The sequence below is a fragment of the Telluria sp. LT2P34 genome (assembly GCF_059685915.1).
The window spans coordinates 76,615-98,721 of record NZ_JCASIN010000006.1 but is presented as its reverse complement, the minus strand read 5'-3'; the positions used below and the strand labels follow the sequence as shown (position 1 = coordinate 98,721).

The following is a 22,107-nucleotide window of genomic DNA, read 5'->3' as shown; positions in this document are numbered from 1 at the left end:
GCGCGAGCGACCAGCTTGTGACTTGAACGTCGATATGCTGTTTATCGCCGTGCTCATCGAGAAACGGTTATCGGTCCAACCTCCGTCTCTTCGGGCTCGGGATGGCTCCCGTTGCTTCATGATGCGATGCTGAGGCAACCTTTACACCATGTCGACGATCCGGGTATCTGCAATCGAAACAGCAAACCCGGCGCCAAACACGGCTGCTGGTGTCTGGAATCCAGGCTTGAATTGCCCAGCCACCAGCAGACGAAGCGCTTCGGCCGCAGCGAGAGGCGTGTATGAATATCCGTTGACGGTATCAATGCGCGCACGCACGATGGTGCCATCGATGCCGGTTACTTCAGCCACGGCGCTGGCGCGATTGGCAATGCGCTCTTCGAGTGATGGACCTTCAGGCACGGCCGCGACACCATCCGGCAAGACGTTCTCCTTGATGTTGACGAACATGGCGATATTCGGAATTCCGGTCGACTTCCATGCAGTGATCAGGTCGCCGAATGACAGGGGCACACTGTCGACCGCGCCGTCGCCGAAGTCGAAGCACGCTGGTGCCGCATCGGGCTTGGCCACGATGGCGCCATCGGCCCGCACCAGCAATCCAACGCCCAGGATCTCGCCCACGCTGGAGGTCGATCCGCGCGACATTGAATTAGCGACCTGCAGCGCGATGCGCAGGCTCTGGGGGCGGTCGACTTTTGCGGCGACGTACATCGCCAGGCAATCGCTCGGTACCACGTCCCAGCCGACGCCCGGCAGCAGCATGATCCCGGCGGCGGCTGCGCGCCCTGACCATAATTCAGCCAGTGCATACACCTTGTATTCAGCGGTAATGTCGAGGTAGTGGACGCCGCACGCGATACAGGCCTCCATCAGCGGGCGCGCGGTGCTGGCAAACGGACCGGCGCAGTTCAGGACGGCCGTGACGCCAGCCAGGCTGGCCCGGATGACGGCTTGATCGTCGAGCGCAAAGACGCGGAACGGCACGCCGAGTTGGTCGGCCAGAGCGGCCACTTGCGCTGCGCTGCGCCCGCCGATTTCGAAGGCAAGTTGGGTGTCGCGTGCTCGCATGGCGACGAGTTTGCCGGTGTAACCGGTGGCGCCATAAATTAGGATGGTCGGGGTCATGGAGTAACTTTCTAAACGGATGCTGGCTGCGCGTGCTGCCAGCTTTTGTAGACGACTTCGATGCTGTAGCCATCCAGGTCAAAGATATTGGCCGCGTAGTAGCGCGGGTCATAGTGAAGACGGGCACCGGGCGCGCCGTTGTCGGCCGCGCCGGCCTGCAGGGCGGCGGCATAAAAGGCATCGACGGCGGCGGCGCTGTCTGCGACGAAGCCGATGTGGACAGCGCGCGCGTCGGCGGCGCCTGCACGCAGCCAGAAGTAGATGCGATTTTTGCTACCAAAGCCTTTCAGGTCGGGGTGGCCGGGTGGCCCATCGGCGCCGTTGTAGTCATGAACGTGAACGATACCGATGGGTGCCAGGGCGCGTTCGTAGAAGGCAATCGCGACCGGGACATCGGCAACGGAGAGAAACAAATGGTCCAGCATGGTGGCTCCTTGGCAGATGGTGGATAGTCCTGAGTCGCATCTTCTGGTAAAAATGGCCGGGCTTTGCCAGTGCGTTTAAGTCAACCCAAACAAAGGCATGTGTGTACTTTGTTTGGTTAAATGATGTAGCCGCCGCCGACTTCGACGGTTTGGGCGTTTACCCAACCAGTGTCCGGAGAGAGCAAGGTGGCGATGACACGTCCAACGTCTTCCGGTTCGCCGACGCGTCCGAGCGCTGTTTGCCCGGCCAGCATGGTTTCGAATTCATCGTTCAAGCCGCCTCCAAGTTCCGTGCGGATTGCGCCTGGCGAGACCGCGTTGACGCGGATGCCACGTGCACCGAACTCCTTTGCCATGTAGCGCGAGAGTACTTCCAGTCCGCCCTTGAAGGCAGCATATGGCGCCACACCGGCAGTGGCCACGCGGGTCGTCGCACTGGTCAGGTTGACGATGGCCGCGCCAGGTGCAAGCAGCGGCAGCAGTGCTTGGGTCAGAAAGAAAGGTCCCTTTAAATGCACGTTCATCAGGCCGTCGAACTGCGCTGCGGTCACGGTTTCGATCGGGTTGAACAGGCCATAGCCAGCGTTGTTGACGAGGCCGTGCAGGGTTGTTTTGTCCCAAGTGGTTTCCAGCGTGCGGATGACGGCTTCCTTGAAGGAGCCAAAGCTGTCAACGTTGCCCACATCAAGTGGCAGCGCCACGGCTTTGCCGCCAGTTGCGTCGATGGTCGCGACAACCCTGTCTGCTGCAGCGCCATTTGTGTTGTAAGTGAGGATGACGCCCATGCCGCGTTTGGCAATTTCGATGGCGGCCGCTGCGCCGATGCCACGGCTGCCGCCGGTGATGACGATGACATTCATATGAAACCCAGTGATTGAAAAGTAAGGAGTTCACTGTAACGGCGTCATGGTTTGTGGACACATCCGATCCTGCCTGAAACCTGCCTGATCCTGCTTTGACCTTGTGCGATGTGCAAGCTTAGGGTCCAATGCGTCATGGACAATCGAATCAATGAACAGATGGACCGTTTGCGCATACTCGCTGCGCAAGACAAGAGTGGGCGTCTGGAGACAGGCATTCCCCGTGTGGCGATGGTGCAGGGTGCCATTCCCGAGCATGAGCTGGCAACCGTATACGAGCCCATGATTAACCTGATCCTGCAGGGCAGCAAATCGATGACGGTTGGAGATCAGACCTTCGACTACGATCCGGCGACCTATTTCGTCATGTCGGTCGAACTGCCGGCGGTGGGCGTCATCAGGTCTGATGCAGTCGGCAAACCCTACATGGCAGTTGCCCTGACACTTGCGCCGTCCATCCTGGCCGAATTGATCGCGGACCTGCCGCCCGGCTGTGCCGAAAACGGAGGCAAGGCCTTTTCGGTCGCAGCCGTAACGCCAGAACTGCTCGATGCCTGGACGCGCATGCTGGGCTTGATAGCCCGTCCGGACGATATCGCCGCGCTGGCACCCGCCTACGAGCGCGAAATCCTGTACCGCGTGCTGCAAGGGCCGCATGGCGCCATGCTGCGTGCAATCGCGGCGCCGGACAGCGCCATGGTGCGCCTGGCAGCTGCAATCTCATGGATTCGGCGCGATTTCAATTTGCCCCTGCGCGTCGAGATGCTGGCGGGCAAGGCGGCGATGAGCGTCTCGGCGTTTCACCGCCACTTCAAGGCTGCGACGTCATTGAGTCCGGTGCAGTACCAGAAGCGCATCCGCCTGATGCACGCGCGCACGCTGATGGTGGCCAAGGGCAGCAGCGTCGCGGCGGCCGCGTACGATGTCGGCTATGAGAGCGCGACCCAGTTCAGCCGTGAATATTCACGCCTGTTCGGCATGGCGCCGCTACGCGACTCAGCGCGGCTGCTGGCGCACACGCGCAATGCCTGAGAGGCTGAGCGTTGACCTGGCGCGGCTGAGGGTCGACTTCACGGGCGATTTTGGACACGAAACCGGTTTGTTGGAAATGTTCAACGATGCAGCAGGTCTAGTCGTCCGCATCGACGCGAGTCTCGAGCAAGCGCGTGGCATTTGTTAGCAATGGATGGCGCGTAGTGGTACTGCGCGCGGACTTGAATCACGCTCGGGACGGCCTGCCCAGCATCGGCTTCGCTTCCAACCCTCGTGATCGGGAGACGGTACGAGGAATGTCCGGCGTTTTGAAACGAGCCACATCGCGGACCGGCGGCATGCCGAACATGCGCGCATATTCCCGGCTGAACTGTGACGCGCTTTCATACCCGACGGAGAAGGCGACCGAGGCGGCATCGTGCGGCTCGAACAGCAATTGCCGGCGTGCCTTCAGGAGGCGAAGCCGCTTTTGATACTGGATCGGCGTCATCGCCGTCACCGCGCGGAAGTGCCGGTAGAACGCCGCAACACTCATCCCCGCCATCGCCGCCAGCGGTTCAACACGGAATGGTTCCACGAAATGCAGGCGGATCCAGTCAATCGCGCGGCGCACCTGCGACAGCCTGCTGTCGGGCCGCGCAATCTGGCGAAGTATGTCGCCCTGCGGTCCCTGCAGGACACGGAATAAGATCTCCCGCTCGATCATCGGCGCCAGCAATGCCGCTTCTTGCGGCCGGTCGAGCAGCCGCATCATGCGCAGCCAGGCGTCGATCAGTTCAGGACTAGCCGCACTCACCGCGAACGCTTCGCCCTCGGCTTTACCATCTGCTTCGCACAGGTCGGCCAGCATTGCCGCGATAACTGCGGGGTCCAATGTCAGGCTGAGCGCAAGGTAGCTTTCGCCTGGCGTTTCACCGGATACCTGACCGAGCGCAGGCAGGTCAACCGGCACGACGAAATACGTGGCCGGGACGAACCGCAGGATCTGGTCGCCGATCGACAGACTTTTGGTCCCTTGCAGTACCAGGTGCAACATCGGTTCGTAGACTTGGTCCGAACACGCTTCAGACCGCACCATCGCCACGCGCGGCAAGGTAGTGGCGGTCCATTTATCGCCCGCACGCATCGCAATAGTGCGAAGCTCGTTCATTGAATTTTCCATACGGTCAATATAGCACCTAGTCTTGCGCCGGAATCGCCGTAGAGAAGAATAGGCAAACATGTGCGACTAACCGGCACCTAAGTTGGGGCTCATGCGCGTACGCTGAGGCCCTGTCAACGAGCCCATGCGGCCTCGGACATACATCGCCAAGCGAGGGGAAATACCATGACCATCCAATTGAAACTGCAAGGAAAAATTGCCATTGTCACAGGCGCGTCGAGCGGCATCGGCGCAGGAATTGCCAAAGCAATGGGCGCAGAGGGCGCGACCGTGATCGTCAACTATGCAAGCAGCCAAAGCGGTGCCGATGCGGTCGTCGCATCAATTGCTGCGGCAGGTGGGCGCGCCGTTGCGATCCAGGCCGACATGAGCAAAGCTGCCGACGTTGCGCGCATGTTCGACCAGGTCAAAGCTGACCACGGCAAGGTGGACGTGTTGGTCAACAATGCGGGAGTCGCCGTCTTCGAAATGATTGATGCCCTAACTGAAGATGCGTTCCACAAGCAATTTAATGTCAACGTGCTGGGCTACTTTCTTGCCATTCGCGAGGCCGTGAAACACTTTCCGGAAGCAGGCGGAAGCATCATCAACATCAGCTCCATCCTCAGTACCGATCCCTACTTGGCGTCGAGCGTCTATGCAGCCACTAAAGGCGCCGTCGACACGATGACCTTCGCTTTGGCGCGTGAACTGGGAGCACGAAAGATCCGCGTCAATTCAATTCTGCCGGGCCACACGAATACACCTGCTACCGATGGCAACTTTACCGGCGAACTAGGTCAAAAGCTCTTGGCCGGCACTCCATTGGGACGCTTCGGTGAACCCGAAGATATCGCACCAGTCGCCGTCTTCCTGGCTTCGGAAGACGCGCATTGGGTTACTGGCGAATCGCTACGCGCAGCCGGTGGCGTACGTGGCGTTGGCTATTAACTGTTTTAATACCTTCAACCTCGTCATTAGTCCACCTGACAATTGAAGAGCTGGATAATACAGTTTACAAGGCGTTGCACCGGGCAACCATGCCACACGAGCGAATAGCTTGCCACTCACGACTCCGCCAGTATTTAATAAATTAAGCAAAGGAAATAATATGAAAAAGCTTTCTATAATTTTTACAGCCCTATTGTTCACCAGCTCCGTACATGCGGCCGATAAATCAACCGAAAACGGGACACAATTGCTTGAATCAAAAGGGACTTCGGCTCAAGCAAATTATAAATCAACCCAAAGTCGAACCCAATACCTCGAGTCAAAAGGTAGAAAAATTGCGTATCGTTCGATCGGACAAGGGACACCTATCATTCTTGCGCTCAGATTCAGAGGAGTGCTTGATTCCTGGGACCCGGCATTTCTCGATGCGCTGTCAAAGAATTACCGGGTCATCACATTCGACTACAGCGGAATTGGAAACTCAACTGGCAAGCGAGCCACAACCATGCCACAAATGGTCGATGATATCCTTGACCTGGCGGATGGACTCAAGCTAGACGAATTTGTACTGGGAGGGTGGTCTATGGGGGGCTTCGCCACTCAACAAGCGCTGGTGCGGGCTCCCGGCAGAATTACTCACGCCCTGCTCATCGGTACAGCACCTGCAAAAAAGGAGTTCCTCAATCCTCCTAAAGCATTTCTTGAGGCTAGTGCAAAGCCAGTGATGAACTTAAGGGATGAAACTGTTCTACTGTTTGATCCATCGTCGCCAATCAGCATCCAAGCCGCTAAAGAGTCTTATTCAAGAATGAACTCGAGAAAAATTGACAGGAGTCCAGTTGCCTCTTCTGAGTTGTTTGACAATCATCGCCTGGCAGTTGGCGATTATATGGAGGATAAGATTGGATCAGTCAAAATGCTGACCACAACAAAAACACCGATATTATTCATTGCGGGAGATAAAGATCCAGGCTCGCCTCCAATCACTTGGTTCAATGAAAGTGGAAATCTTCCTACAACCCAGATAATTGTGCTGCCTCAAGCTGGTCACGGACCCCAGCAACAGTACCCGGAACTGAGCGCCTCATACGTTCATAGTTTCTTAAGTAAAAAATAATATGCCATGGAAGAGCCTCTGGTAGGGAGGTTCTTTTCGGCTATTGGCCGACTCCTCCACTTCCTTCGATACAATTCCAGTTTATTCAAGTCCATATCCGCAACTACGTTGCAACTTACGGATCAACCAGAAAATATTATGGCCATAAACCGGCGAAGAAAAGATGGCAATAAAGCCTCATCGTTCAGTTCAAGTAGCAATGATTTTAAATTTAATTCTGACACCATTGAACAAGTTGCCATGCAATTAGCGGAGATGGACAAGGCACATTCAATTCTGCTCTCGAAGGGTTACGGAAAGTCGTGGATGACAATCTATGAATTGGTAAATCTGGTCACGGATAAGACTAGCGGCACTGGCGGCGCTGTTCGAAATTAATGCGATCCAGGGTCATCCGGTGGACCGGCCTGCATGCTACGCCAGAGCTTCTTGATGACCTGCGTGTCCCATTCGCCTAGAATGATGTGCTTCCACTCCTTCCAGGCAAGCCTTGAAAATATCGATCGGCCTTCGCCTCTTCGCCTCCGTCCTGCTCGCCATCCTGGCAGTGACGGCGGGCGCGGTATTCCTGCTGCGCCAGAATGTGCTGGAAAGTTTCGGCGACTACGCGGTGGAAATCGAACTCGACCGGCTGGAAGAACTCAAGGCCGACCTGGCCCGGCGTCATGCCTTTCACGGTGGCTGGGGTTTCATTCCCGGCACGGATCGCCGCGCATGGCTTGCGGCGCAACTCGACAGGCTGCAGGGCGAACGCGAAGCGCGTGCATTGGCGCCACCACCACCGTCCGCCGTGCCGGAGCAGGTCCTTGCGCCAGCGCCGGTGGTGGTGCCTGCCCCGCCAATTGCCGCCCCGGCCCCGCCTGCGCCACCAGCCGTGGCAGCTCCGCCGGCACCGCCGGCGCCACCCCTGCCGCCCTTGCCGCCGCCTGCGATGGCGGCAGCCGGCCTCCTGCAGCAACGTGTCACCCTGTTCGATGCAGCCGGCGCCTGGCTTGCCGGCCCCCAGCCGGGTACCCTGCCGCTGGCCCGCCGCGCCATTGTGGCGAACGGCCGCACCGTCGGCTACCTGGCGGTGGCACGCACCGCGCGCCCGACCGATGCGCTGGCGTACGCCTTCCTCGAGCAACTGAAGGCAAGCCTGTGGCCGATCGCCGCCGCCGGCGTCCTGCTCAGCGCTCTTGCCGCGACCCTGCTCGCGGTGCACTTCCGGCGTCCGATCGGGCGCCTGGCCGAGGGCGCCCGCGCGCTGGCGGAAGGCCGTTTCGACACGCGCCTGCCTGAGAACCGCAGCGACGAGCTGGGCGAACTGGCGGGCCACTTCAACCTGCTGGCCGAGCGCCTCGCCAGTCTCGAATCGGCGCGGCGCCAGTGGGTGGCTGATACCTCGCACGAGCTGCGCACGCCGCTGGCGGTGCTGCGCGCCCAGCTGGAAGCGGTGCAGGATGGCGTGCGCAAGCCTGACACCGCCCATGTCGAAGCAATGCTGCGCCAGGTGCTGGCGCTGAACAAACTGATCGATGAACTGTATGCGCTGGCGCGCGCCGACATCGGCGCCCTCGACCTGCACCCCGAACCGGTCGATGCCTGGCTGCTCGCCACCCAGGAAGCGCAAGGCTTCGCCGAGCGCATGGCGGCGAGCGGGCTGGCGCTGGAACTTGCGCCGGGGCCGGCCAGCGCCACCGTCAGCGCCGACCCCGACCGCCTGCGCCAGGTGCTGCGCAACCTGATGGAAAACAGCCTGCGCTACACCGCTGCCGGGGGCCGGGTCCAGCTGTCGGCCCGCACGGAAGCAGGCTGGCTGCACTTGAGCATCGACGACAGCGCGCCCGGCGTGCCGCAAGACGCCCTGGCGCGCCTGGGCGAGCGCTTCTACCGGGTCGAGGCCTCGCGCAGCCGGGCCGGTGGCGGCGCCGGGCTGGGGCTGGCCCTGTGCCTGCGGCTGGTCGAGGCCCAGGGCGGGCAGTTGCGCTTCAGCGCCTCACAGCTGGGCGGCCTGCGCGCCACGGTCTCGTTTGCGCTGGAACAGCCATGAGCGGCGCCATCTTCATCGTCGAAGACGAGCCGGAACTGGCGGCGCTGGTGGCCGACTACGTCCGCGCCGCGGGTTTCGAGCCGACCGTCTTCGGCGACGGCGCGCAGGCGCTGGCCGCGATTCGCGCCGCCGTACCGGCGCTGGTCGTACTCGACCTGATGCTGCCGGGGCTCGACGGCCTGGCGCTGTGCCGCGCCGTGCGCGCTTTTTCCGAGGTGCCGATTGTGATGGTGACGGCCCGCGTCGAGGAAATCGACCGTCTGCTGGGCCTGGACACGGGCGCCGACGATTACCTGTGCAAGCCCTTCAGCCCGCGCGAACTGATGGCCCGCATCCGCGCCATCCTGCGCCGCACGGGCGCGACCGCATCGCCGGTCGCCATCGACGCCGCCGCGCGTCGCATCACCGTCCACGGGCACCCGCTCGACCTGACGGCCACCGAGTTCGACCTGTTCGCCGTGCTGGCGCGGCGGCCGGGCCAGGTGTTTTCGCGCGCCCAGCTGCTGGAACTGGCACTTCACGACAAGCTGGACGCGACCGACCGCGCCATCGACAGCCACATCAAGAACCTGCGCCGCAAGATCGGGGCCGCCGCGCCGGGGTTGGACCCGATCGGGTCGGTCTATGGCGTCGGCTATCGCTTCGAGCTCTGATCTCCATCTTTCCTCCACAGTTGGCGTGCACGATGGCTTTACTGGCGCCATCCCGAGCGCCGAACCAGACGGAGAACAAACATGCACCCACGATTCCTCATCCTCCTTGCCCTTGTCGTGGCCGCCAGCGCCGGGGCCGGCGAAACGGTCCGCATCGACTGCAAACCGGGCAGCAATGGAATTTGCCCGCCCCCACCGGCGCCACCGGCCCCGCCGCTGCCGCCAGTGCCTCCCGTGCCGGCAATCGCGGCTGCACCCGCACCACCCGCACCGCCTCCCCCGCCGCCGGCGCTGCCCGGCGTGCCGAGCGGGGCCCACGCCGCTTGCGCTTCCAAATCGCCGGGCAGCAAGCTCACCCTCAGGCTCGGCCCCAGCGAGACCATGGGTGGCATCTGCGAGCGCGTCGGCGGCAAGATGGTCTTCCATTTGCGCAGCTACCGGCTGAACGACTGAAGCGGGCGTCACCAAGTTGCCAACATGATTAGAATCAGCTCATCAGCTTGCAAGCGGGGTGGCGATGTTCGACATGGATATGGCGTGGTGGGAGTTCGTGGTGCGCGGCGCGGTGGTCTATCTGACCCTGCTGGTGATGGTGCGCCTGTCGGGCCGGCGCACCGTCGGCCAGTTCACGCCCTTCGACCTGCTGGTCGTCCTGCTGCTGTCCGAGGCGGTGTCGAATTCGCTGACCGGCGGCGACAATTCGCTGACCGGCGGCCTGATCATTGCAGTCACCCTGATCGCCCTGAACACCGTCGTCGCCTTGCTGTCCACCCATAGCAAGCGCATGTCGGTCCTCCTCGACGGCACGGCGGTGCTGATCGGGCGCAACGGCGAATTTTTCGACAAGGTCGTCAAACGCTGCCGCATCACCGAGTCCGACCTGGAGCAAGCCCTGCGCGCCGCCGACTGCAAGCGCGAAGACATGCAATGCGCTTTTCTGGAAGCGGACGGCGAAATCACGATCCAGCAAAAGAAGTAATTACCTGGCGTATCGATCTCGCAGGCTGATTCTCAGCGGCTCCTGCCCATCCGTATCGTGTGTAGAGCTGTCCCCTGATGTGCTAAGTTTTTCAGCAGCGTCACACCGTGGCGCGCTGGATTCTTTCCTAATCAGGAGGTATGCCATGAAACACAGCTTGTCCATCCTGGCGCTCGCAGCAAGCCTGGCGCTTGCCCCCGCCGCCGCCCAGGCCCAGGCCGGAGGCGATCAAAGTTTCGTGCGGGCCGTGGCCAGCGGCCAGCTTGAAGTTCCGCCGAATGCGTCTCCCGGCTCGAGCATTGCGACCTTCGAGTTCGACGGCAACATCATGCGCGCCGAAGTGCCCTTCCGCGACCTGCTTGCCGGCACCACCGTCGCACACATCCATTGCTGCACGAGCGCCGCGTTCGCGGGCGTGGCGCCGCCGGCGATCACCCTGGTCGACTTTCCCCTCGGCGTGCGTGGCGGCACCTACAGCCGCGCCTTCGACCTCTCCGATGCGTCCGTGTGGGAGCCCGCCTTCCTGGCCGCATTCGGCGGAACACCGGCCTCGGCCACCGCGGCAATGTTCGATGCAATCGATGACAACACCGCCTACCTGAACATCCACAGCACGCAATTCCCGGCCGGCGAAATCCGCGGCTTCCTGGTGGCGGCGCCGATTCCGGAACCGGCAACCTGGGGGATGCTGGGCTTTGGTTTGGCCGGCCTGGGCATGGCCGCACGCCGGCGTGCACGGATGGGGCCGGTGCGCGTGGCCGGTTCAGGGTCGAGCGGAGTTGCCGCCTAGCCCTGCGCGAGCGGTTCCCGCCTGGCCAGCATGGCCGCCCAGGCCGGAACCGCTGCTCCCCAAAATCCGGCGAGCGAATCGGGCTGTGCGAGCGGCAGGCCGAGAAAGCGCATGCTTGCCATCAAGGTGTCGATGGCCGCCGCCTCAATCCCCGGCAGCACGGCCGGCGCACCGGTCTGCTTCGAGAGCTTCTCGCCATTCGCATTGCGCACCACCGGCACGTGCAGGTAGCGCGGCGTCGGCGCGCCGAGCAGCGTTTGCAGGTAGATCTGGCGGGCCGTCGAATCGATGAGGTCGGCGCCGCGCACGATGTCGGTCACGCCCTGCTCGGCATCGTCGACGACGACGGCAAGCTGGTAGGCCCAGAACCCATCGGCGCGCTTCAGGACAAAGTCGCCCGAGTCCAGCGCGAGCCGCTGCGTCAGGGTACCGGCGAAGCGGTCGGTGAAGGTGATGGTGTCGAGCCCGCTGTCGGGCACGCGCAGGCGCAGGCTGCGCGTCGAACGCCCCGGCGCGAGGCCGGCGCGGCAGGTGCCGGGATAGATCGCCGAGCCATCGGGCGCAAAACCCAGGGTCGAGTCGGCAATCTCGCGCCGGTTGCAGCCGCAGGGATAGGTGTATCCGCCAAGACGCTCGGCGGCGGCCGCGTACAGGTGCTTGCGCCGGCTTTGCCAGACCACTTCGCGGTCGGAATCCATGCCCAGCGAGTGCAGCAGCGCCAGGATCGCATGGTCGGCGCCGGCAACGCTGCGGCCCTCGTCGATATCCTCGATGCGGACCAGCCATTCGCCCCGGTGCGCGCGTGCGTCAAGATAACTGGCGACGGCCGCGACCAGCGAACCGGCGTGCAGCGGTCCGGTGGGCGACGGTGCAAAGCGGCCAATATAGGAAGTGTGGCTCAAGTTCGATGCGGATGGCGTTGGACGGCAACACGATACCACACGGATTGAGCACCAGTTACCGCGGCCCGCCCTTCCAGCCAGCCTTCGCCTCGAAGCCACGAATCAGGCCCGTCACCTGGCTGCCAACCTCGTTCGGAATCGCCATCGACAGCTGGTAGTGCACGATCTCGAAACTGTTGCCCTTGCGCCGCATGACGCCGCTGGCCTGGCAAACGCCCATTTGCGTGTCGAGCAGCTCATCGAACCAGATGATCGACTTGTCTTTCGAAAAATTGATGTGGCGGCGCTTGGACTTGAAGGCCCAGGCCGACTTGCGCTTGAAATGGGGCCGCGCCCAGGCCTTGAACTCGTCGCGGCGCCAGCGCTCGGTCTTGTCGGTGCCGATGTACACCCCGTCCAACGCGATCTTGTCGAAAAAAGCCAGGCGCGAGTGCGCCGCATCCGAGTGCCAACGATCGACAAAGGCGTTCACCTGGCGCTTGAGCGCAGGGTCAGCCTGGGCGGCCAGTGAACACAGCAGCAGGCAACAGGCGAGGAGCAATTGTTTCATGGCATGGTGTCGGCTGAAAGAGCAAATTGTACACAGCATATGTAACTAAATGTAGATGACGACAAACATTGCCTCTTTTAGTGTACATTCGGCAACAACTCTCTGTTGCTTGATTTTATTGCCGGATTTCATTGCCGATTATGCGCCTACTTCTTGCCTCCATGCTCTGCCTTACAGCTTCGGCCCGGGCCGAACCGCCGCCCGCCCTGGCGGCGCCAGCGGCGCCGAAGGAAGCGCCAGCGCCTGAAAAAGCGCCACCACGCAGCGAGCTGCCGCTGCGCGCACGGCTCGACCGGGACGCAATCCGCGCCGCCATCCTGGCCCTGCCCGAGGAGCAGGCCTCAAAGCCATGGCGGCACGAGGCGGACACGCTCAGCGCCACACCCCTGCAAGAGTTTTCCAGGGACTTCGCCAAGGCGCGGCTGCCGGTCTGCCTGCACTCCGAAGGCCTGCGCAACCAGCCGACCTTCTTCCTCAGCGGCTGGATCGCCCTGCCCTTCGTGGCGGTGGCGAAGCTGCGCGGCGTCTGCCGCTGAAGCAGGCGTAAAAAAAGCGGGCCACAGCCCGCTTTGTTGTCACGACGAAACCAAATTAACGCTGCTCGAGCGGCTTGACGTCACGCACCGGCGAACCGACGAACAGCTGGCGTGGACGGCCGATCTTCTGCTCCGGATCGGCGATCATTTCGTTCCACTGGGCGATCCAGCCGATGGTGCGGGCCATGGCGAAGATACCGGTGAACAGCGACACTGGAATGCCCAGGGCCGATTGCACGATGCCCGAGTAGAAGTCGACGTTCGGGTAGAGCTTGCGCGATACGAAGTATTCGTCTTCCAGCGCAATGCGCTCCAGTTCCATCGCCAGCTTGAACAGCGGGTCTTCCTGCAGGCCCAGCTCTTCCAGCACTTCGTGGCAGGTTTCGCGCATCAGCTTGGCGCGCGGGTCGAAGTTCTTGTAGACGCGGTGACCGAAGCCCATCAGCTTGACGCCGGAGTTCTTGTCCTTGACCTTCTCGATGAAGGCCGGGATGTTGTCGACGGTGCCGATTTCCTTGAGCATGTTCAGCGCGGCTTCGTTGGCGCCGCCGTGGGCAGGGCCCCACAGGCAGGCGATGCCGGCGGCGATGCAGGCGAACGGGTTCGCGCCCGACGAGCCGGCCAGGCGGACGGTCGAGGTCGAGGCGTTCTGCTCGTGGTCCGCGTGCAGGATCAGGATGCGGTCGAGAGCGCGCACCAGCACGTCGTTGACCTTGTACTCTTCGCACGGGTTGGCGAACATCATGTGCATGAAGTTGGCGCTGTACGACAGGTCGTTGCGCGGGTACATGAAGGGCTGGCCGACGGTGTACTTGTACGCCATCGCGACCAGGGTCGGCAGCTTGGCGATCAGGCGGATCGCGGAGATTTCGCGCTGCTTCGGATCGTTGATGTCGAGCGAGTCGTGGTAGAACGAGGCCAGGGCGCCGACGGTGCCGACCAGTACCGACATCGGGTGCGCGTCGCGGCGGAAGCCGCGGAAGAAGAATTGCATCTGTTCGTGGACCATCGTGTGCTTGGTCACGGTGTCGCTGAAGACGGCTTTCTGCTCGGCGTTCGGCAGTTCGCCGTTCAGCAGCAGGAAGCAGGTTTCGAGGAAGTCGCAGTTCTCGGCCAGCTGCTCGATCGGGTAACCGCGGTACAGCAGCTCGCCCTTGTCGCCGTCGATATAGGTGATGCTCGAGTTACATGCCGCGGTCGACATGAAGCCCGGGTCGTAGGTGAACTTGCCGGTCTGGGCATACAGCTTGCGGATGTCGACGACGTCCGGGCCGATCGTGCCCTTGTAAATTGGCATGTCGACCGATGGGCTGCCGTCCGAGAACGACAGCGTTGCTTTGGTATCAGAGATGTTCATGGCACTTCCTTCTTGGGAGTGGATCTACAAAATATAAAACGAAACCGTGCAGGCTCAAGCCTGGCGCAGGCGTTCCAGCAGGCTGCGCACATGCGGCAAGTCGATGTCGCCATCGGGCTCGGCCCGGCCGAGAATCAGGTCCAGCAGCGGATTGTCCGCCAGGTCCAGCAGGCGCGTCAGCGCATCGACTTCGTCGTCAGTCAGCTCTGCTTCATGCGCATCGAGGAAGCGCGTGAGGATCAGGTCATTTTCAAGCAGGCCCCTGCGGGCACGCCAACGCAGGCGGGCGCGGTTGGCGGGATCGGATTGATGCGTCACAGGAGAGTCCGTTGTCAGGTCAACACTATACTCCGGCTGCCGGGAATTGGCAGTACGGTACTTCTACTGTATTGATGGGCTTGCGTCGGACGGCGTGGGCCCTCGAGCCCACGCAATTTACAGCTGAAACATCAACTGGCTTAAATCGCCCGGCGAACCAGCAATTCCTTGATCTTGCCGATCGCCTTGTTCGGATTCAGGCCCTTCGGGCAGACGTCCGTGCAATTCATGATCGAGTGGCAGCGGAACAGGCGGTACGGGTCTTCCAGGTTGTCCAGGCGCTCGGCGGTGGCTTCGTCGCGCGAGTCGGCGATGAAGCGGTAGGCTTGCAGCAGGCCGGCCGGGCCGACGAACTTGTCCGGGTTCCACCAGAACGACGGGCAGGAAGTCGAGCAGCAGGCGCACAGGATGCACTCGTACAGGCCGTCGAGTTCTTCGCGCTCTTCAGGACTCTGCAGGCGCTCTTTCTCGGGGCGGATCGACTCGTTGATCAGGTAAGGCTTGACCGAGTTGTACTGCTTGAAGAACTGGGTCATGTCGACGATCAGGTCGCGCACGACCGGCAGGCCCGGCAGAGGACGCAGCACGATCGGCTGGGTCACTTCGTTCAGGTTGGTCGTGCAGGCCAGGCCGTTCTTGCCGTTGATGTTCATCGCGTCCGAACCGCAGACGCCTTCGCGGCACGAGCGGCGCAGGCTCAGCGTATCGTCGACGTCCGACTTGATGCGCTGCAGCGCGTCGAGCAGCATCTTGTCGGTGTCTTCGAGTTCGACGGTGACGTCTTGCATGTAAGGCTTCGTATCCTTGTCCGGATCGTAGCGGTAGATCTTCAGGTGGACTGTGCGTGCCATTTTTTACCTATCTCATGACGGCCAGTGCAGCTGCCCTGGCCACAAACAACATTCTTAGAAAGTACGGGCCTTCGGCTTGAAGGTCTCGACGGTCAGCGGCTTCTGGTTCACGGCCTTGTACTCGAGGCGGTTGTTCTCCGAGTAGAACAGGGTGTGCTTCATCCAGTTCGCGTCGTCGCGCGCTTCGAAGTCGCTGTGGGCGTGGGCGCCGCGCGATTCCTTGCGTGCCTGGGCCGAGACGATGGTCGCTTTCGCGGTCTCGATCAGGTTGTCCAGTTCGAGCGCTTCGACGCGCGCGGTATTGAACACCTTCGACTTGTCCTTGAACGACACGTGCTTGCGGCGCTCGTCGAGCACCATGATTTCCTTGACGCCCTGGGTCAGCAGCGCATCGGTACGGAACACGCCGCAGTATTTCTGCATCGTGGCGCGGATGTCGTTGGCGACGCCCTGCACTTTTTCCGAGCCGGTCGAGGTTTCGAGGCGGTTCAGGCGGTCCATCGCGAAGTCCGACGCATCCTTCGGCAGCGGCTTGTTTTCCTTCTGCTTCAGGTTCGAGGCCACCACGTGGTTGCCGGCGGCGCGGCCGAAGACCAGCAGGTCGAGCAGCGAATTGGTGCCGAGGCGGTTGGCGCCGTGCACCGAGACGCAGGCGCATTCGCCGATCGCGTACAGGCCGTTGACGACTTTCTGGCCGCCGCCGGCGAGGTCAGGCGTGACGACCTGGCCATGGATGTTGGTCGGAATGCCGCCCATCTGGTAGTGGATGGTCGGCACGACAGGAATCGGTTCCTTGGTGGCGTCGACGTTGGCGAACTTGTGGCCGATTTCCAGGATCGACGGCAGGCGCTTCTTGATCGTGTCGGCGCCGATGTGGCGCAGGTCGAGCAGCACGTGGTCCTTGTTCGGACCGCAGCCGCGGCCTTCCTTGATTTCCTGGTCCATCGAACGCGACACGAAGTCGCGCGGCGCCAGGTCTTTCAGGGTCGGCGCATAGCGCTCCATGAAGCGTTCGCCGTTCGAGTTGATCAGGATGCCGCCCTCGCCACGCACGCCTTCGGTGATCAGGACGCCCGCGCCGGACACGCCGGTCGGGTGGAACTGCCAGAACTCCATGTCCTGCAGCGGCAGGCCGGCGCGCGCGGCCATGCCCATGCCGTCGCCGGTGTTGATGAAGGCATTGGTCGAGGCGGCGAAAATACGGCCGGCGCCGCCGGTGGCGAAGATGGTGGTCTTCGCTTCCAGGACCATGGTGTCGCCGGTTTCCATTTCCAGGGCCACCACGCCGACGACGTCGCCGTCGGCATCGCGCACCAGGTCGAGCGCCATCCACTCGACGAAGAAGTGGGTACGGGCGCGGACATTGCGCTGGTACAGCGTGTGCAGCAGTGCGTGGCCGGTACGGTCGGCCGCGGCGCAGGCGCGCTGCACCGGCTTTTCGCCGAAGTTGGCGGTGTGGCCGCCGAACGGGCGCTGGTAAATCGTGCCGTCCGGGTTACGGTCGAAAGGCATGCCGAAGTGTTCGAGTTCGTAGACCACTTTCGGTGCTTCGCGGCACATGAATTCGATCGCATCCTGGTCGCCCAGGTAGTCGCCGCCCTTGACGGTGTCGAACATGTGCCAGTACCAGTCGTCTTCGCTCATGTTGCCCAGCGAAGCACCGATACCGCCCTGCGCCGCCACCGTGTGCGAGCGCGTCGGGAAGACTTTCGACAGCACGGCCACGTTCAGGCCGGCTTCAGCCAGCTGCAAGGAGGCGCGCATGCCGGAACCGCCGGCGCCGATGATGACCGCGTCGAAGCGGCGGCTAGGAATTGCAGTTTTAATGGCTGCCACGATTACACACTCCAGAGAATTTGCACAGTCCAGGCGGCGCAGGCGAGCAGCCAGAGCACGGTAGCGAACTGCAAGGCCAGCTTGATGCCGGCGTTTTTGACGTAGTCCATCCAGATGTCACGGATGCCGACCCAGACGTGGTAGTACAGGCCGAGGAAGGTCACGAGGGAAAACAGCTTGAACCACTGTTTCGCAAACAGCGAGGCCCAGCCTTCATAGGTGAAATTCTGTGCAGTCAGGAAGGTCGCCAGCAGGACCAGGGTGTAGACCACCATCACGATCGCGGTGACGCGCTGCGCCAGCCAGTCCTTGACGCCGTAGTGCGCGCCGACGACGAGGCGGCGCTGGCCGATATTATTCTTGCTTGCCATTTTTAGAATACTCCAAACAGTTTCAGTCCGATGACGGCGGTCAGCAGCAGCGCGGCGACCAGCACCCAGCGCGCGGTCGACTGGGCGGCGTCCTTGTCCAGGGCCATGTGGTTGTCCATGAACAGGTGGCGCACGCCGGCGATGAAGTGGTGCGCATAGGCCCACGCCAGGCCCAGCAGGATGATCTTGGTGAAGACGTTGTCGACGATGCCGGCAAAGTGCAGGTACGAGTATTCCGACAGCAGGCTTTGCTGCAGCAGATACAGCAGGAAAGGCAGCATCAGGAACAATGCGAAACCGCTGACGCGGTGCAGGATCGAGACGATTGCCGACGGCGGCATCTTGTACTTCGTAGTGATATCCGTAATGTGGATATTACGGAACTCCGGCCGTCCTTTTTTTGTGGCCTCTCTCACGGCTTCGGACATACAACACCTCCCTTAACTGACAAAATGTGATTAACCCTTAATTTTCGCTGATTTTTTGCGCTGCACCAAGACCCCTGAGCGGAATATTGGTGGGACAAACGCTGAACAGGGTTTTGTTCGGCGCTTTCTCTAAATCAACATATTTTATATGCATAGCATCGATCGCGCTTGAACAAGCTGTTGTTGATGCGCATGCGCATCAGGACAAGCTCATCAGGACAGCTCGTTCTGGTAATGGTGCTGTGCGGTCGAGTACAGGCCGCGCCGCAGTTCGACCGGACGGTCGCCGTAGGTGAACGAGACCCGGTCCGCACACAACAAGGGCGTCCCTTCCGGTACGCCCAGGTATTGCGCCGTGACGGCATCGGCGCCGACCGCGCGGATCTTTTCCAGCGCGCGGATCATCCGCGTGCCGAACTCGGACTCGAACAGGCCGTACATTGGACCCTTGTACTCGACCAGTCGTTCGGCCGTCAGCCCCTTGAAGATCTGGCCGGGCAGCCAGAGCTCTTCGAGGATGGTCGGCGCGCCATCGAAGGACTGGATCCGTTTGATATATACGACCGGATCGCCGGCTTTCAACTCGAGGAGACGCACTACTTCGGCCGGCGCGCGCATGCGCTTGACTTCGATGATGCGGTTGTCGGGGTGGTGGGGCACGCCCTCGTCGGGCATCAGGCGCAGGAAACGGAAGTGGGCGCGCTCTTCGTGGTGGGTGGCCACGAAAGTGCCCTTGCCCTGGCGGCGCACCACGAGGTTCTCGGCCGCGAGCTCGTCGATGGCCTTGCGCACCGTGCCCTGGCTGACCTTGAAGCGCGCGGCCAGTTCGACTTCGCTCGGCATCAGCTCGCCCGGCTTCCACTCGCCCGACTGCAGGCTCCGGGTGATGAGCGCCTTGATCTGCTGGTACAGGGGCCGGAAGGATGGCGCGGCGTTGCTGCCTGCGCCCTCGCCTGGCGGGGTGGTCGGGACGGAATTCATAGACCCCGATTTCACCACAAAAGCCACCCCCCGTCCAGTGATCACCTGGCCAGAGATCTGTCTTATATAAGACATATGATATGGATTGACAGGGCGGACGGCCGAGGTCTACACTCGCGGTCGATCAGTAGCGTCACGGGTGCTTCCCTCTTAAAGGAACGCGTGCTCGTTTTGGTATCATTGCGATTTTCCTAAACAAGCGTATCCTCGGCTTCGACCGTTTTCATTCCCACTTTTGGAGATTCATCATGGCTAAAACCCCAATGCGTGTTGCCGTTACCGGCGCCGCCGGCCAGATCGGCTACTCGCTGCTGTTCCGCATCGCCAACGGCGACATGCTGGGCAAAGACCAGCCGGTCATCCTGCAGCTGCTCGAAATCGACAACGAAAAAGCACAGAAGGCCCTGAAGGGCGTCATGATGGAAATCGATGACTGCGCGTTCCCGCTGCTGGCCGGCATGACCGCCCACTCGGACCCGATGACCGCCTTCAAGGATGTCGACGTCGCCCTGCTGGTCGGCGCCCGTCCGCGCGGCCCCGGCATGGAACGCAAGGACCTGCTGGAAGCGAATGCCCAGATCTTCACCGTGCAGGGCAAGGCGCTCGACGCCGTCGCTTCGCGCGACGTCAAGGTGCTGGTGGTCGGCAACCCGGCCAACACCAATGCCTACATCGCCATGAAGTCGGCGCCTAACCTCCCAAGCAAAAACTTCACCGCCATGCTGCGCCTGGACCACAACCGCGCCCTGTCGCAGGTCGCGAGCAAGCTGGGCAAGCCGGTCGGCTCGATCGAAAAGATGGCCGTCTGGGGCAACCACTCGCCGACCATGTACGCGGACTACCGTTTCGCCACCGTCGACGGCCAGTCGGTCAAGCAGGCCATCAACGACGACGTCTGGAACCGCGACACCTTCCTGCCGACCGTCGGCAAGCGCGGCGCCGCCATCATCGAAGCACGCGGCGCCTCGTCGGCGGCATCGGCTGCCAACGCGGCGATCGACCACGTGCGCGACTGGGTGCTGGGCACGAATGGCAAGTGGACCACGATGGGTATCCCGTCGGACGGTTCGTACGGCATTCCGGAAGGCGTGATGTTCGGCTTCCCGGTCACGACCGCCAACGGCGAATACACGATCGTCCAGGGCCTGGAGATCGACGAGTTCTCGCGAGAGCGCATCAACCTGACGCTCAAGGAACTGACTGAAGAGCGCGAAGGCGTGGCGCACCTGCTGGCCTGATTGAACTGAAGTAGACAGGCCGTGCCGCAATTGCGGCACGGCTTTTTCGCTTCTGAATACATTAGTGTGACAACTGAATCGACCATGCATCCATCCGAGGTTTTATTCCAGGGCAAACGCCAGCCGCTCCTGCTTCCCGCCTGCGATCACTACGCCGGCTCGGAGAAGCTGATGCGCAAGTCGATGGCCCTGCAACAAGAGCTTGGTCCCCTGTTCGACATTACCTTCGACTGCGAAGACGGCGCCGCCGCCGGCAACGAAGCGGCGCATGCGCAACTGGTCGCCATGCTCCTCAATAGCGACGACAACCGCTTCGGGCGCATCGGCGTGCGCCTGCACGACATCGACAGCCCGCATTTCGTCCAGGACGTCGTCGCCATCGTCGGCGCCGCGGCGAGCCGCCTGGCCTATGTGGTGCTGCCCAAGCCGAACGGCATCGAGGACGTGCGGCGCGCGCTGGACATCATCAACCGCGTGGCGGTGCCGAACGGCCGCCCTGCCCTGCCGCTGCACGTGCTGGTGGAAACCCACGGCGCCCTGCGCGATGCCTGGGAGATCGCCGCCCTGCCGCAAGTCGAGTGCCTGTCCTTCGGCATCATGGATTTCGTGTCGGCGCACTACGGCGCGGTGCCGGCCAGCGCGATGCGCACGCCGGGACAGTTTTCCCATCCACTGGTTGTCCGCGCCAAGCTGGAGATGGTTGCGGCATGTCATGCGCACGGCAAGGTGGCTTCGCATAATGTCACGACCGAGATCAAGGACAGTGCGGTTGTGGCAAACGATGCACAACGCGCCGGCGCCGAATTCGGTTTTACGCGCATGTGGAGCATCCACCCCGACCAGGTCAAACCGATCGTCAAGGCGTTTACGCCCCGTCTGTCGGAAGTGAACGACGCCACCAACATCCTGCAGGAAGCGATGGCGGCAAACTGGGGACCGATTGCCCAGCATGGGCGCTTGCATGACCGCGCCAGCTACCGATATTATTGGACAGTATTGCAGCGCGCGAAGCTGGCCGGCCTGGCGCTGCCCGAGTCCGCGGCGGCAATCGTCAACTCACCGGAATCGAATTAATGGCCACCTCCCCCAAACACCTGTTCGCCGCCGGCGCTTTCGCGCTCGCGGCCCTCGGCCTGTGCAACGCTCCAGCGTTTGCGGCCCCTGAAACCAATCACCCGAAAGCCGCCGACGTCCTGAAGGCGAAGAAAGCGAAAGCGCCGAAAGCGTCGAAAGCGAAGAAAGCCGTGGCCGCCCCCGCCGAAGACGACTGGGCTCCCGCGGAGGAAGCGGAACCGGACATCACCGACACCAAGGTGACCGAGTACAAGTGCGAGCTCAACAACAAGGTCACGATCTACTCCAACGAGGGCGACGATACCCATATCGCCCTGCGCTGGAAAAAGCGCGTTCACCGCCTCGAGCGGGTCGGCACCACCACCGGCGCCCAGCGTTTCGAGAACACGAATTTCCGCCTGATCTGGATCGGCATCCCGGCGAAGGGCATCCTGCTCGACTCGCGCCTGAACCGCCAGCTGGCGAACGAATGCAAGAGCGCCGAGCAAGACATGCCTGTCGAGGTCAAGCCCGTCGAGGTCAAGCCCGTCGAGGTCAAGCCCGTCGAGGCCACCCCCGTGGTCGCTGCCGGTACCGAAGAAAACAAGATTTAACAA

General features: G+C 62.0%; 26 protein-coding genes. 13 read left to right on the top strand and 13 right to left on the bottom strand.

All coding sequences use genetic code 11. The annotated features are described in order from the left end of the window. Nucleotides 1-141: 141 nt before the first annotated feature. From AC56KZ_RS16305 to AC56KZ_RS16295, 3 genes are all read right to left on the bottom strand, one after another. A complete protein-coding gene (locus AC56KZ_RS16305) occupies nucleotides 142-1,128 on the bottom strand; it encodes a saccharopine dehydrogenase family protein (protein WP_497163236.1) in 987 nt (328 codons plus the stop codon). Between the two features lie 11 nt (nucleotides 1,129-1,139). After that, nucleotides 1,140-1,553 (bottom strand): VOC family protein, encoded by a 414-nt coding sequence (locus AC56KZ_RS16300; protein WP_497163235.1) that lies wholly within the window; start codon nucleotides 1,551-1,553, stop codon nucleotides 1,140-1,142. A 116-nt stretch (nucleotides 1,554-1,669) separates the two neighbouring features. Next, entirely contained in the window at nucleotides 1,670-2,413 is a 744-nt protein-coding gene (locus tag AC56KZ_RS16295; protein WP_497163234.1) for an SDR family NAD(P)-dependent oxidoreductase, read from the bottom strand. Nucleotides 2,414-2,548: 135 nt separating this feature from the next. Between AC56KZ_RS16295 and AC56KZ_RS16290 the strand changes: the two genes are divergently transcribed. Then, nucleotides 2,549-3,445, top strand: a complete 897-nt coding sequence (locus AC56KZ_RS16290; RefSeq protein WP_497163233.1) for an AraC family transcriptional regulator — start codon at nucleotides 2,549-2,551, stop codon at nucleotides 3,443-3,445. Between the two features lie 187 nt (nucleotides 3,446-3,632). Here the strand turns inward: AC56KZ_RS16290 and AC56KZ_RS16285 are convergent, their stop codons facing one another. Further along, on the bottom strand, nucleotides 3,633-4,556 hold the full coding sequence (locus AC56KZ_RS16285) for an AraC family transcriptional regulator (protein WP_497163232.1): 924 nt from the start codon (nucleotides 4,554-4,556) through the stop codon (nucleotides 3,633-3,635). A 177-nt stretch (nucleotides 4,557-4,733) separates the two neighbouring features. Between AC56KZ_RS16285 and AC56KZ_RS16280 the strand changes: the two genes are divergently transcribed. The 8 genes from AC56KZ_RS16280 (at nucleotide 4,734) to AC56KZ_RS16245 (ending at nucleotide 11,069) form a co-directional block, all read left to right on the top strand. Continuing rightward, nucleotides 4,734-5,498, top strand: coding sequence for an SDR family NAD(P)-dependent oxidoreductase (locus tag AC56KZ_RS16280; RefSeq protein ID WP_497163231.1), 765 nt, complete (start codon nucleotides 4,734-4,736; stop codon nucleotides 5,496-5,498). A gap of 160 nt (nucleotides 5,499-5,658) precedes the next feature. Continuing rightward, complete coding sequence (locus AC56KZ_RS16275; protein ID WP_497163230.1) at nucleotides 5,659-6,615, top strand: alpha/beta fold hydrolase; 957 nt, start codon at nucleotides 5,659-5,661, stop codon at nucleotides 6,613-6,615. 6 nt (nucleotides 6,616-6,621) lie between these two features. Then, nucleotides 6,622-6,993 (top strand): hypothetical protein, encoded by a 372-nt coding sequence (locus AC56KZ_RS16270; RefSeq protein WP_497163229.1) that lies wholly within the window; start codon nucleotides 6,622-6,624, stop codon nucleotides 6,991-6,993. A gap of 112 nt (nucleotides 6,994-7,105) precedes the next feature. Beyond that, nucleotides 7,106-8,647 carry an ATP-binding protein gene (locus tag AC56KZ_RS16265; protein ID WP_497163228.1) on the top strand — a complete coding sequence of 514 codons (1,542 nt, stop codon included), beginning with the start codon at nucleotides 7,106-7,108 and terminating at the stop codon, nucleotides 8,645-8,647. Then, nucleotides 8,644-9,300 (top strand): response regulator, encoded by a 657-nt coding sequence (locus AC56KZ_RS16260; RefSeq protein WP_497163227.1) that lies wholly within the window; start codon nucleotides 8,644-8,646, stop codon nucleotides 9,298-9,300. Before AC56KZ_RS16265 ends, AC56KZ_RS16260 begins: the two co-directional genes overlap by 4 nt. An 81-nt stretch (nucleotides 9,301-9,381) precedes the next feature. Then, a complete protein-coding gene (locus AC56KZ_RS16255; RefSeq protein ID WP_497163226.1) occupies nucleotides 9,382-9,753 on the top strand; it encodes a hypothetical protein in 372 nt (123 codons plus the stop codon). Between the two features lie 64 nt (nucleotides 9,754-9,817). Continuing rightward, on the top strand, nucleotides 9,818-10,279 hold the full coding sequence (locus AC56KZ_RS16250; protein ID WP_497163225.1) for a DUF421 domain-containing protein: 462 nt from the start codon (nucleotides 9,818-9,820) through the stop codon (nucleotides 10,277-10,279). Nucleotides 10,280-10,424: 145 nt separating this feature from the next. Beyond that, nucleotides 10,425-11,069, top strand: a complete 645-nt coding sequence (locus AC56KZ_RS16245) for a CHRD domain-containing protein (protein ID WP_497163224.1) — start codon at nucleotides 10,425-10,427, stop codon at nucleotides 11,067-11,069. Here AC56KZ_RS16245 and gluQRS read toward each other — a convergent pair. Further along, nucleotides 11,066-11,971, bottom strand: coding sequence for a tRNA glutamyl-Q(34) synthetase GluQRS (gene gluQRS / locus AC56KZ_RS16240; RefSeq protein ID WP_497163223.1), 906 nt, complete (start codon nucleotides 11,969-11,971; stop codon nucleotides 11,066-11,068). The two genes, AC56KZ_RS16245 and gluQRS, sit on opposite strands and share 4 nt — an antisense overlap. Nucleotides 11,972-12,026: 55 nt before the next feature. Next, nucleotides 12,027-12,521, bottom strand: a complete 495-nt coding sequence (locus AC56KZ_RS16235) for a nuclear transport factor 2 family protein (RefSeq protein WP_497163222.1) — start codon at nucleotides 12,519-12,521, stop codon at nucleotides 12,027-12,029. Nucleotides 12,522-12,682: 161 nt separating this feature from the next. Here AC56KZ_RS16235 and AC56KZ_RS16230 point away from each other — a divergent pair, with 161 nt between their 5' ends. Further along, on the top strand, nucleotides 12,683-13,057 hold the full coding sequence (locus AC56KZ_RS16230) for a hypothetical protein (RefSeq protein ID WP_497163221.1): 375 nt from the start codon (nucleotides 12,683-12,685) through the stop codon (nucleotides 13,055-13,057). 55 nt (nucleotides 13,058-13,112) lie between these two features. On the opposite strand, the gene gltA is transcribed toward AC56KZ_RS16230, so the two are convergent. The 7 genes from gltA to AC56KZ_RS16195 all read right to left on the bottom strand — a co-directional run bounded on the left by gltA (nucleotide 13,113) and on the right by AC56KZ_RS16195 (nucleotide 19,199). Then, nucleotides 13,113-14,414, bottom strand: coding sequence for a citrate synthase (gene gltA / locus AC56KZ_RS16225; protein WP_497163220.1), 1,302 nt, complete (start codon nucleotides 14,412-14,414; stop codon nucleotides 13,113-13,115). A 54-nt stretch (nucleotides 14,415-14,468) separates the two neighbouring features. After that, on the bottom strand, nucleotides 14,469-14,732 hold the full coding sequence (locus AC56KZ_RS16220; RefSeq protein WP_497163219.1) for an FAD assembly factor SdhE: 264 nt from the start codon (nucleotides 14,730-14,732) through the stop codon (nucleotides 14,469-14,471). A 140-nt stretch (nucleotides 14,733-14,872) separates the two neighbouring features. Continuing rightward, entirely contained in the window at nucleotides 14,873-15,583 is a 711-nt protein-coding gene (locus AC56KZ_RS16215) for a succinate dehydrogenase iron-sulfur subunit (RefSeq protein WP_497163218.1), read from the bottom strand. Nucleotides 15,584-15,637: 54 nt separating this feature from the next. Further along, nucleotides 15,638-17,419: a succinate dehydrogenase flavoprotein subunit gene (gene sdhA, locus AC56KZ_RS16210; RefSeq protein WP_497163217.1), complete on the bottom strand. Its 1,782-nt coding sequence runs from the start codon at nucleotides 17,417-17,419 to the stop codon at nucleotides 15,638-15,640. Between the two features lie 2 nt (nucleotides 17,420-17,421). Continuing rightward, entirely contained in the window at nucleotides 17,422-17,790 is a 369-nt protein-coding gene (sdhD, locus tag AC56KZ_RS16205; RefSeq protein WP_497163216.1) for a succinate dehydrogenase, hydrophobic membrane anchor protein, read from the bottom strand. Between the two features lie 2 nt (nucleotides 17,791-17,792). Further along, nucleotides 17,793-18,218: a succinate dehydrogenase, cytochrome b556 subunit gene (sdhC, locus tag AC56KZ_RS16200; protein ID WP_497163215.1), complete on the bottom strand. Its 426-nt coding sequence runs from the start codon at nucleotides 18,216-18,218 to the stop codon at nucleotides 17,793-17,795. Nucleotides 18,219-18,431: 213 nt separating this feature from the next. Beyond that, nucleotides 18,432-19,199 carry a GntR family transcriptional regulator gene (locus AC56KZ_RS16195; RefSeq protein ID WP_497163214.1) on the bottom strand — a complete coding sequence of 256 codons (768 nt, stop codon included), beginning with the start codon at nucleotides 19,197-19,199 and terminating at the stop codon, nucleotides 18,432-18,434. Nucleotides 19,200-19,447: 248 nt separating this feature from the next. Here AC56KZ_RS16195 and AC56KZ_RS16190 point away from each other — a divergent pair, with 248 nt between their 5' ends. From AC56KZ_RS16190 to AC56KZ_RS16180, 3 genes are all read left to right on the top strand, one after another. After that, nucleotides 19,448-20,437: a malate dehydrogenase gene (locus AC56KZ_RS16190; protein ID WP_497163213.1), complete on the top strand. Its 990-nt coding sequence runs from the start codon at nucleotides 19,448-19,450 to the stop codon at nucleotides 20,435-20,437. Nucleotides 20,438-20,521: 84 nt separating this feature from the next. Next, nucleotides 20,522-21,511, top strand: coding sequence for an HpcH/HpaI aldolase/citrate lyase family protein (locus tag AC56KZ_RS16185; RefSeq protein WP_497163212.1), 990 nt, complete (start codon nucleotides 20,522-20,524; stop codon nucleotides 21,509-21,511). Next, nucleotides 21,511-22,104: a hypothetical protein gene (locus tag AC56KZ_RS16180; RefSeq protein WP_497163211.1), complete on the top strand. Its 594-nt coding sequence runs from the start codon at nucleotides 21,511-21,513 to the stop codon at nucleotides 22,102-22,104. Before AC56KZ_RS16185 ends, AC56KZ_RS16180 begins: the two co-directional genes overlap by 1 nt. The last annotated feature ends 3 nt before the right edge of the window (nucleotides 22,105-22,107 follow it).

Coding starts and splice junctions, on each gene's coding strand:
- AC56KZ_RS16305 (WP_497163236.1), bottom strand. CDS start 1,128: ATGACCCCGACCATCCTAATTTATGGCGCCACCGGTTACACCGGCAAA.
- AC56KZ_RS16300 (WP_497163235.1), bottom strand. CDS start 1,553: ATGCTGGACCATTTGTTTCTCTCCGTTGCCGATGTCCCGGTCGCGATT.
- AC56KZ_RS16295 (WP_497163234.1), bottom strand. CDS start 2,413: ATGAATGTCATCGTCATCACCGGCGGCAGCCGTGGCATCGGCGCAGCG.
- AC56KZ_RS16290 (WP_497163233.1), top strand. CDS start 2,549: ATGGACAATCGAATCAATGAACAGATGGACCGTTTGCGCATACTCGCT.
- AC56KZ_RS16285 (WP_497163232.1), bottom strand. CDS start 4,556: ATGAACGAGCTTCGCACTATTGCGATGCGTGCGGGCGATAAATGGACC.
- AC56KZ_RS16280 (WP_497163231.1), top strand. CDS start 4,734: ATGACCATCCAATTGAAACTGCAAGGAAAAATTGCCATTGTCACAGGC.
- AC56KZ_RS16275 (WP_497163230.1), top strand. CDS start 5,659: ATGAAAAAGCTTTCTATAATTTTTACAGCCCTATTGTTCACCAGCTCC.
- AC56KZ_RS16270 (WP_497163229.1), top strand. CDS start 6,622: ATGGAAGAGCCTCTGGTAGGGAGGTTCTTTTCGGCTATTGGCCGACTC.
- AC56KZ_RS16260 (WP_497163227.1), top strand. CDS start 8,644: ATGAGCGGCGCCATCTTCATCGTCGAAGACGAGCCGGAACTGGCGGCG.
- AC56KZ_RS16255 (WP_497163226.1), top strand. CDS start 9,382: ATGCACCCACGATTCCTCATCCTCCTTGCCCTTGTCGTGGCCGCCAGC.
- AC56KZ_RS16250 (WP_497163225.1), top strand. CDS start 9,818: ATGTTCGACATGGATATGGCGTGGTGGGAGTTCGTGGTGCGCGGCGCG.
- AC56KZ_RS16245 (WP_497163224.1), top strand. CDS start 10,425: ATGAAACACAGCTTGTCCATCCTGGCGCTCGCAGCAAGCCTGGCGCTT.
- AC56KZ_RS16235 (WP_497163222.1), bottom strand. CDS start 12,521: ATGAAACAATTGCTCCTCGCCTGTTGCCTGCTGCTGTGTTCACTGGCC.
- AC56KZ_RS16230 (WP_497163221.1), top strand. CDS start 12,683: ATGCTCTGCCTTACAGCTTCGGCCCGGGCCGAACCGCCGCCCGCCCTG.
- gltA (WP_497163220.1), bottom strand. CDS start 14,414: ATGAACATCTCTGATACCAAAGCAACGCTGTCGTTCTCGGACGGCAGC.
- AC56KZ_RS16215 (WP_497163218.1), bottom strand. CDS start 15,583: ATGGCACGCACAGTCCACCTGAAGATCTACCGCTACGATCCGGACAAG.
- sdhD (WP_497163216.1), bottom strand. CDS start 17,790: ATGGCAAGCAAGAATAATATCGGCCAGCGCCGCCTCGTCGTCGGCGCG.
- sdhC (WP_497163215.1), bottom strand. CDS start 18,218: ATGTCCGAAGCCGTGAGAGAGGCCACAAAAAAAGGACGGCCGGAGTTC.
- AC56KZ_RS16195 (WP_497163214.1), bottom strand. CDS start 19,199: ATGAATTCCGTCCCGACCACCCCGCCAGGCGAGGGCGCAGGCAGCAAC.
- AC56KZ_RS16190 (WP_497163213.1), top strand. CDS start 19,448: ATGGCTAAAACCCCAATGCGTGTTGCCGTTACCGGCGCCGCCGGCCAG.
- AC56KZ_RS16185 (WP_497163212.1), top strand. CDS start 20,522: ATGCATCCATCCGAGGTTTTATTCCAGGGCAAACGCCAGCCGCTCCTG.
- AC56KZ_RS16180 (WP_497163211.1), top strand. CDS start 21,511: ATGGCCACCTCCCCCAAACACCTGTTCGCCGCCGGCGCTTTCGCGCTC.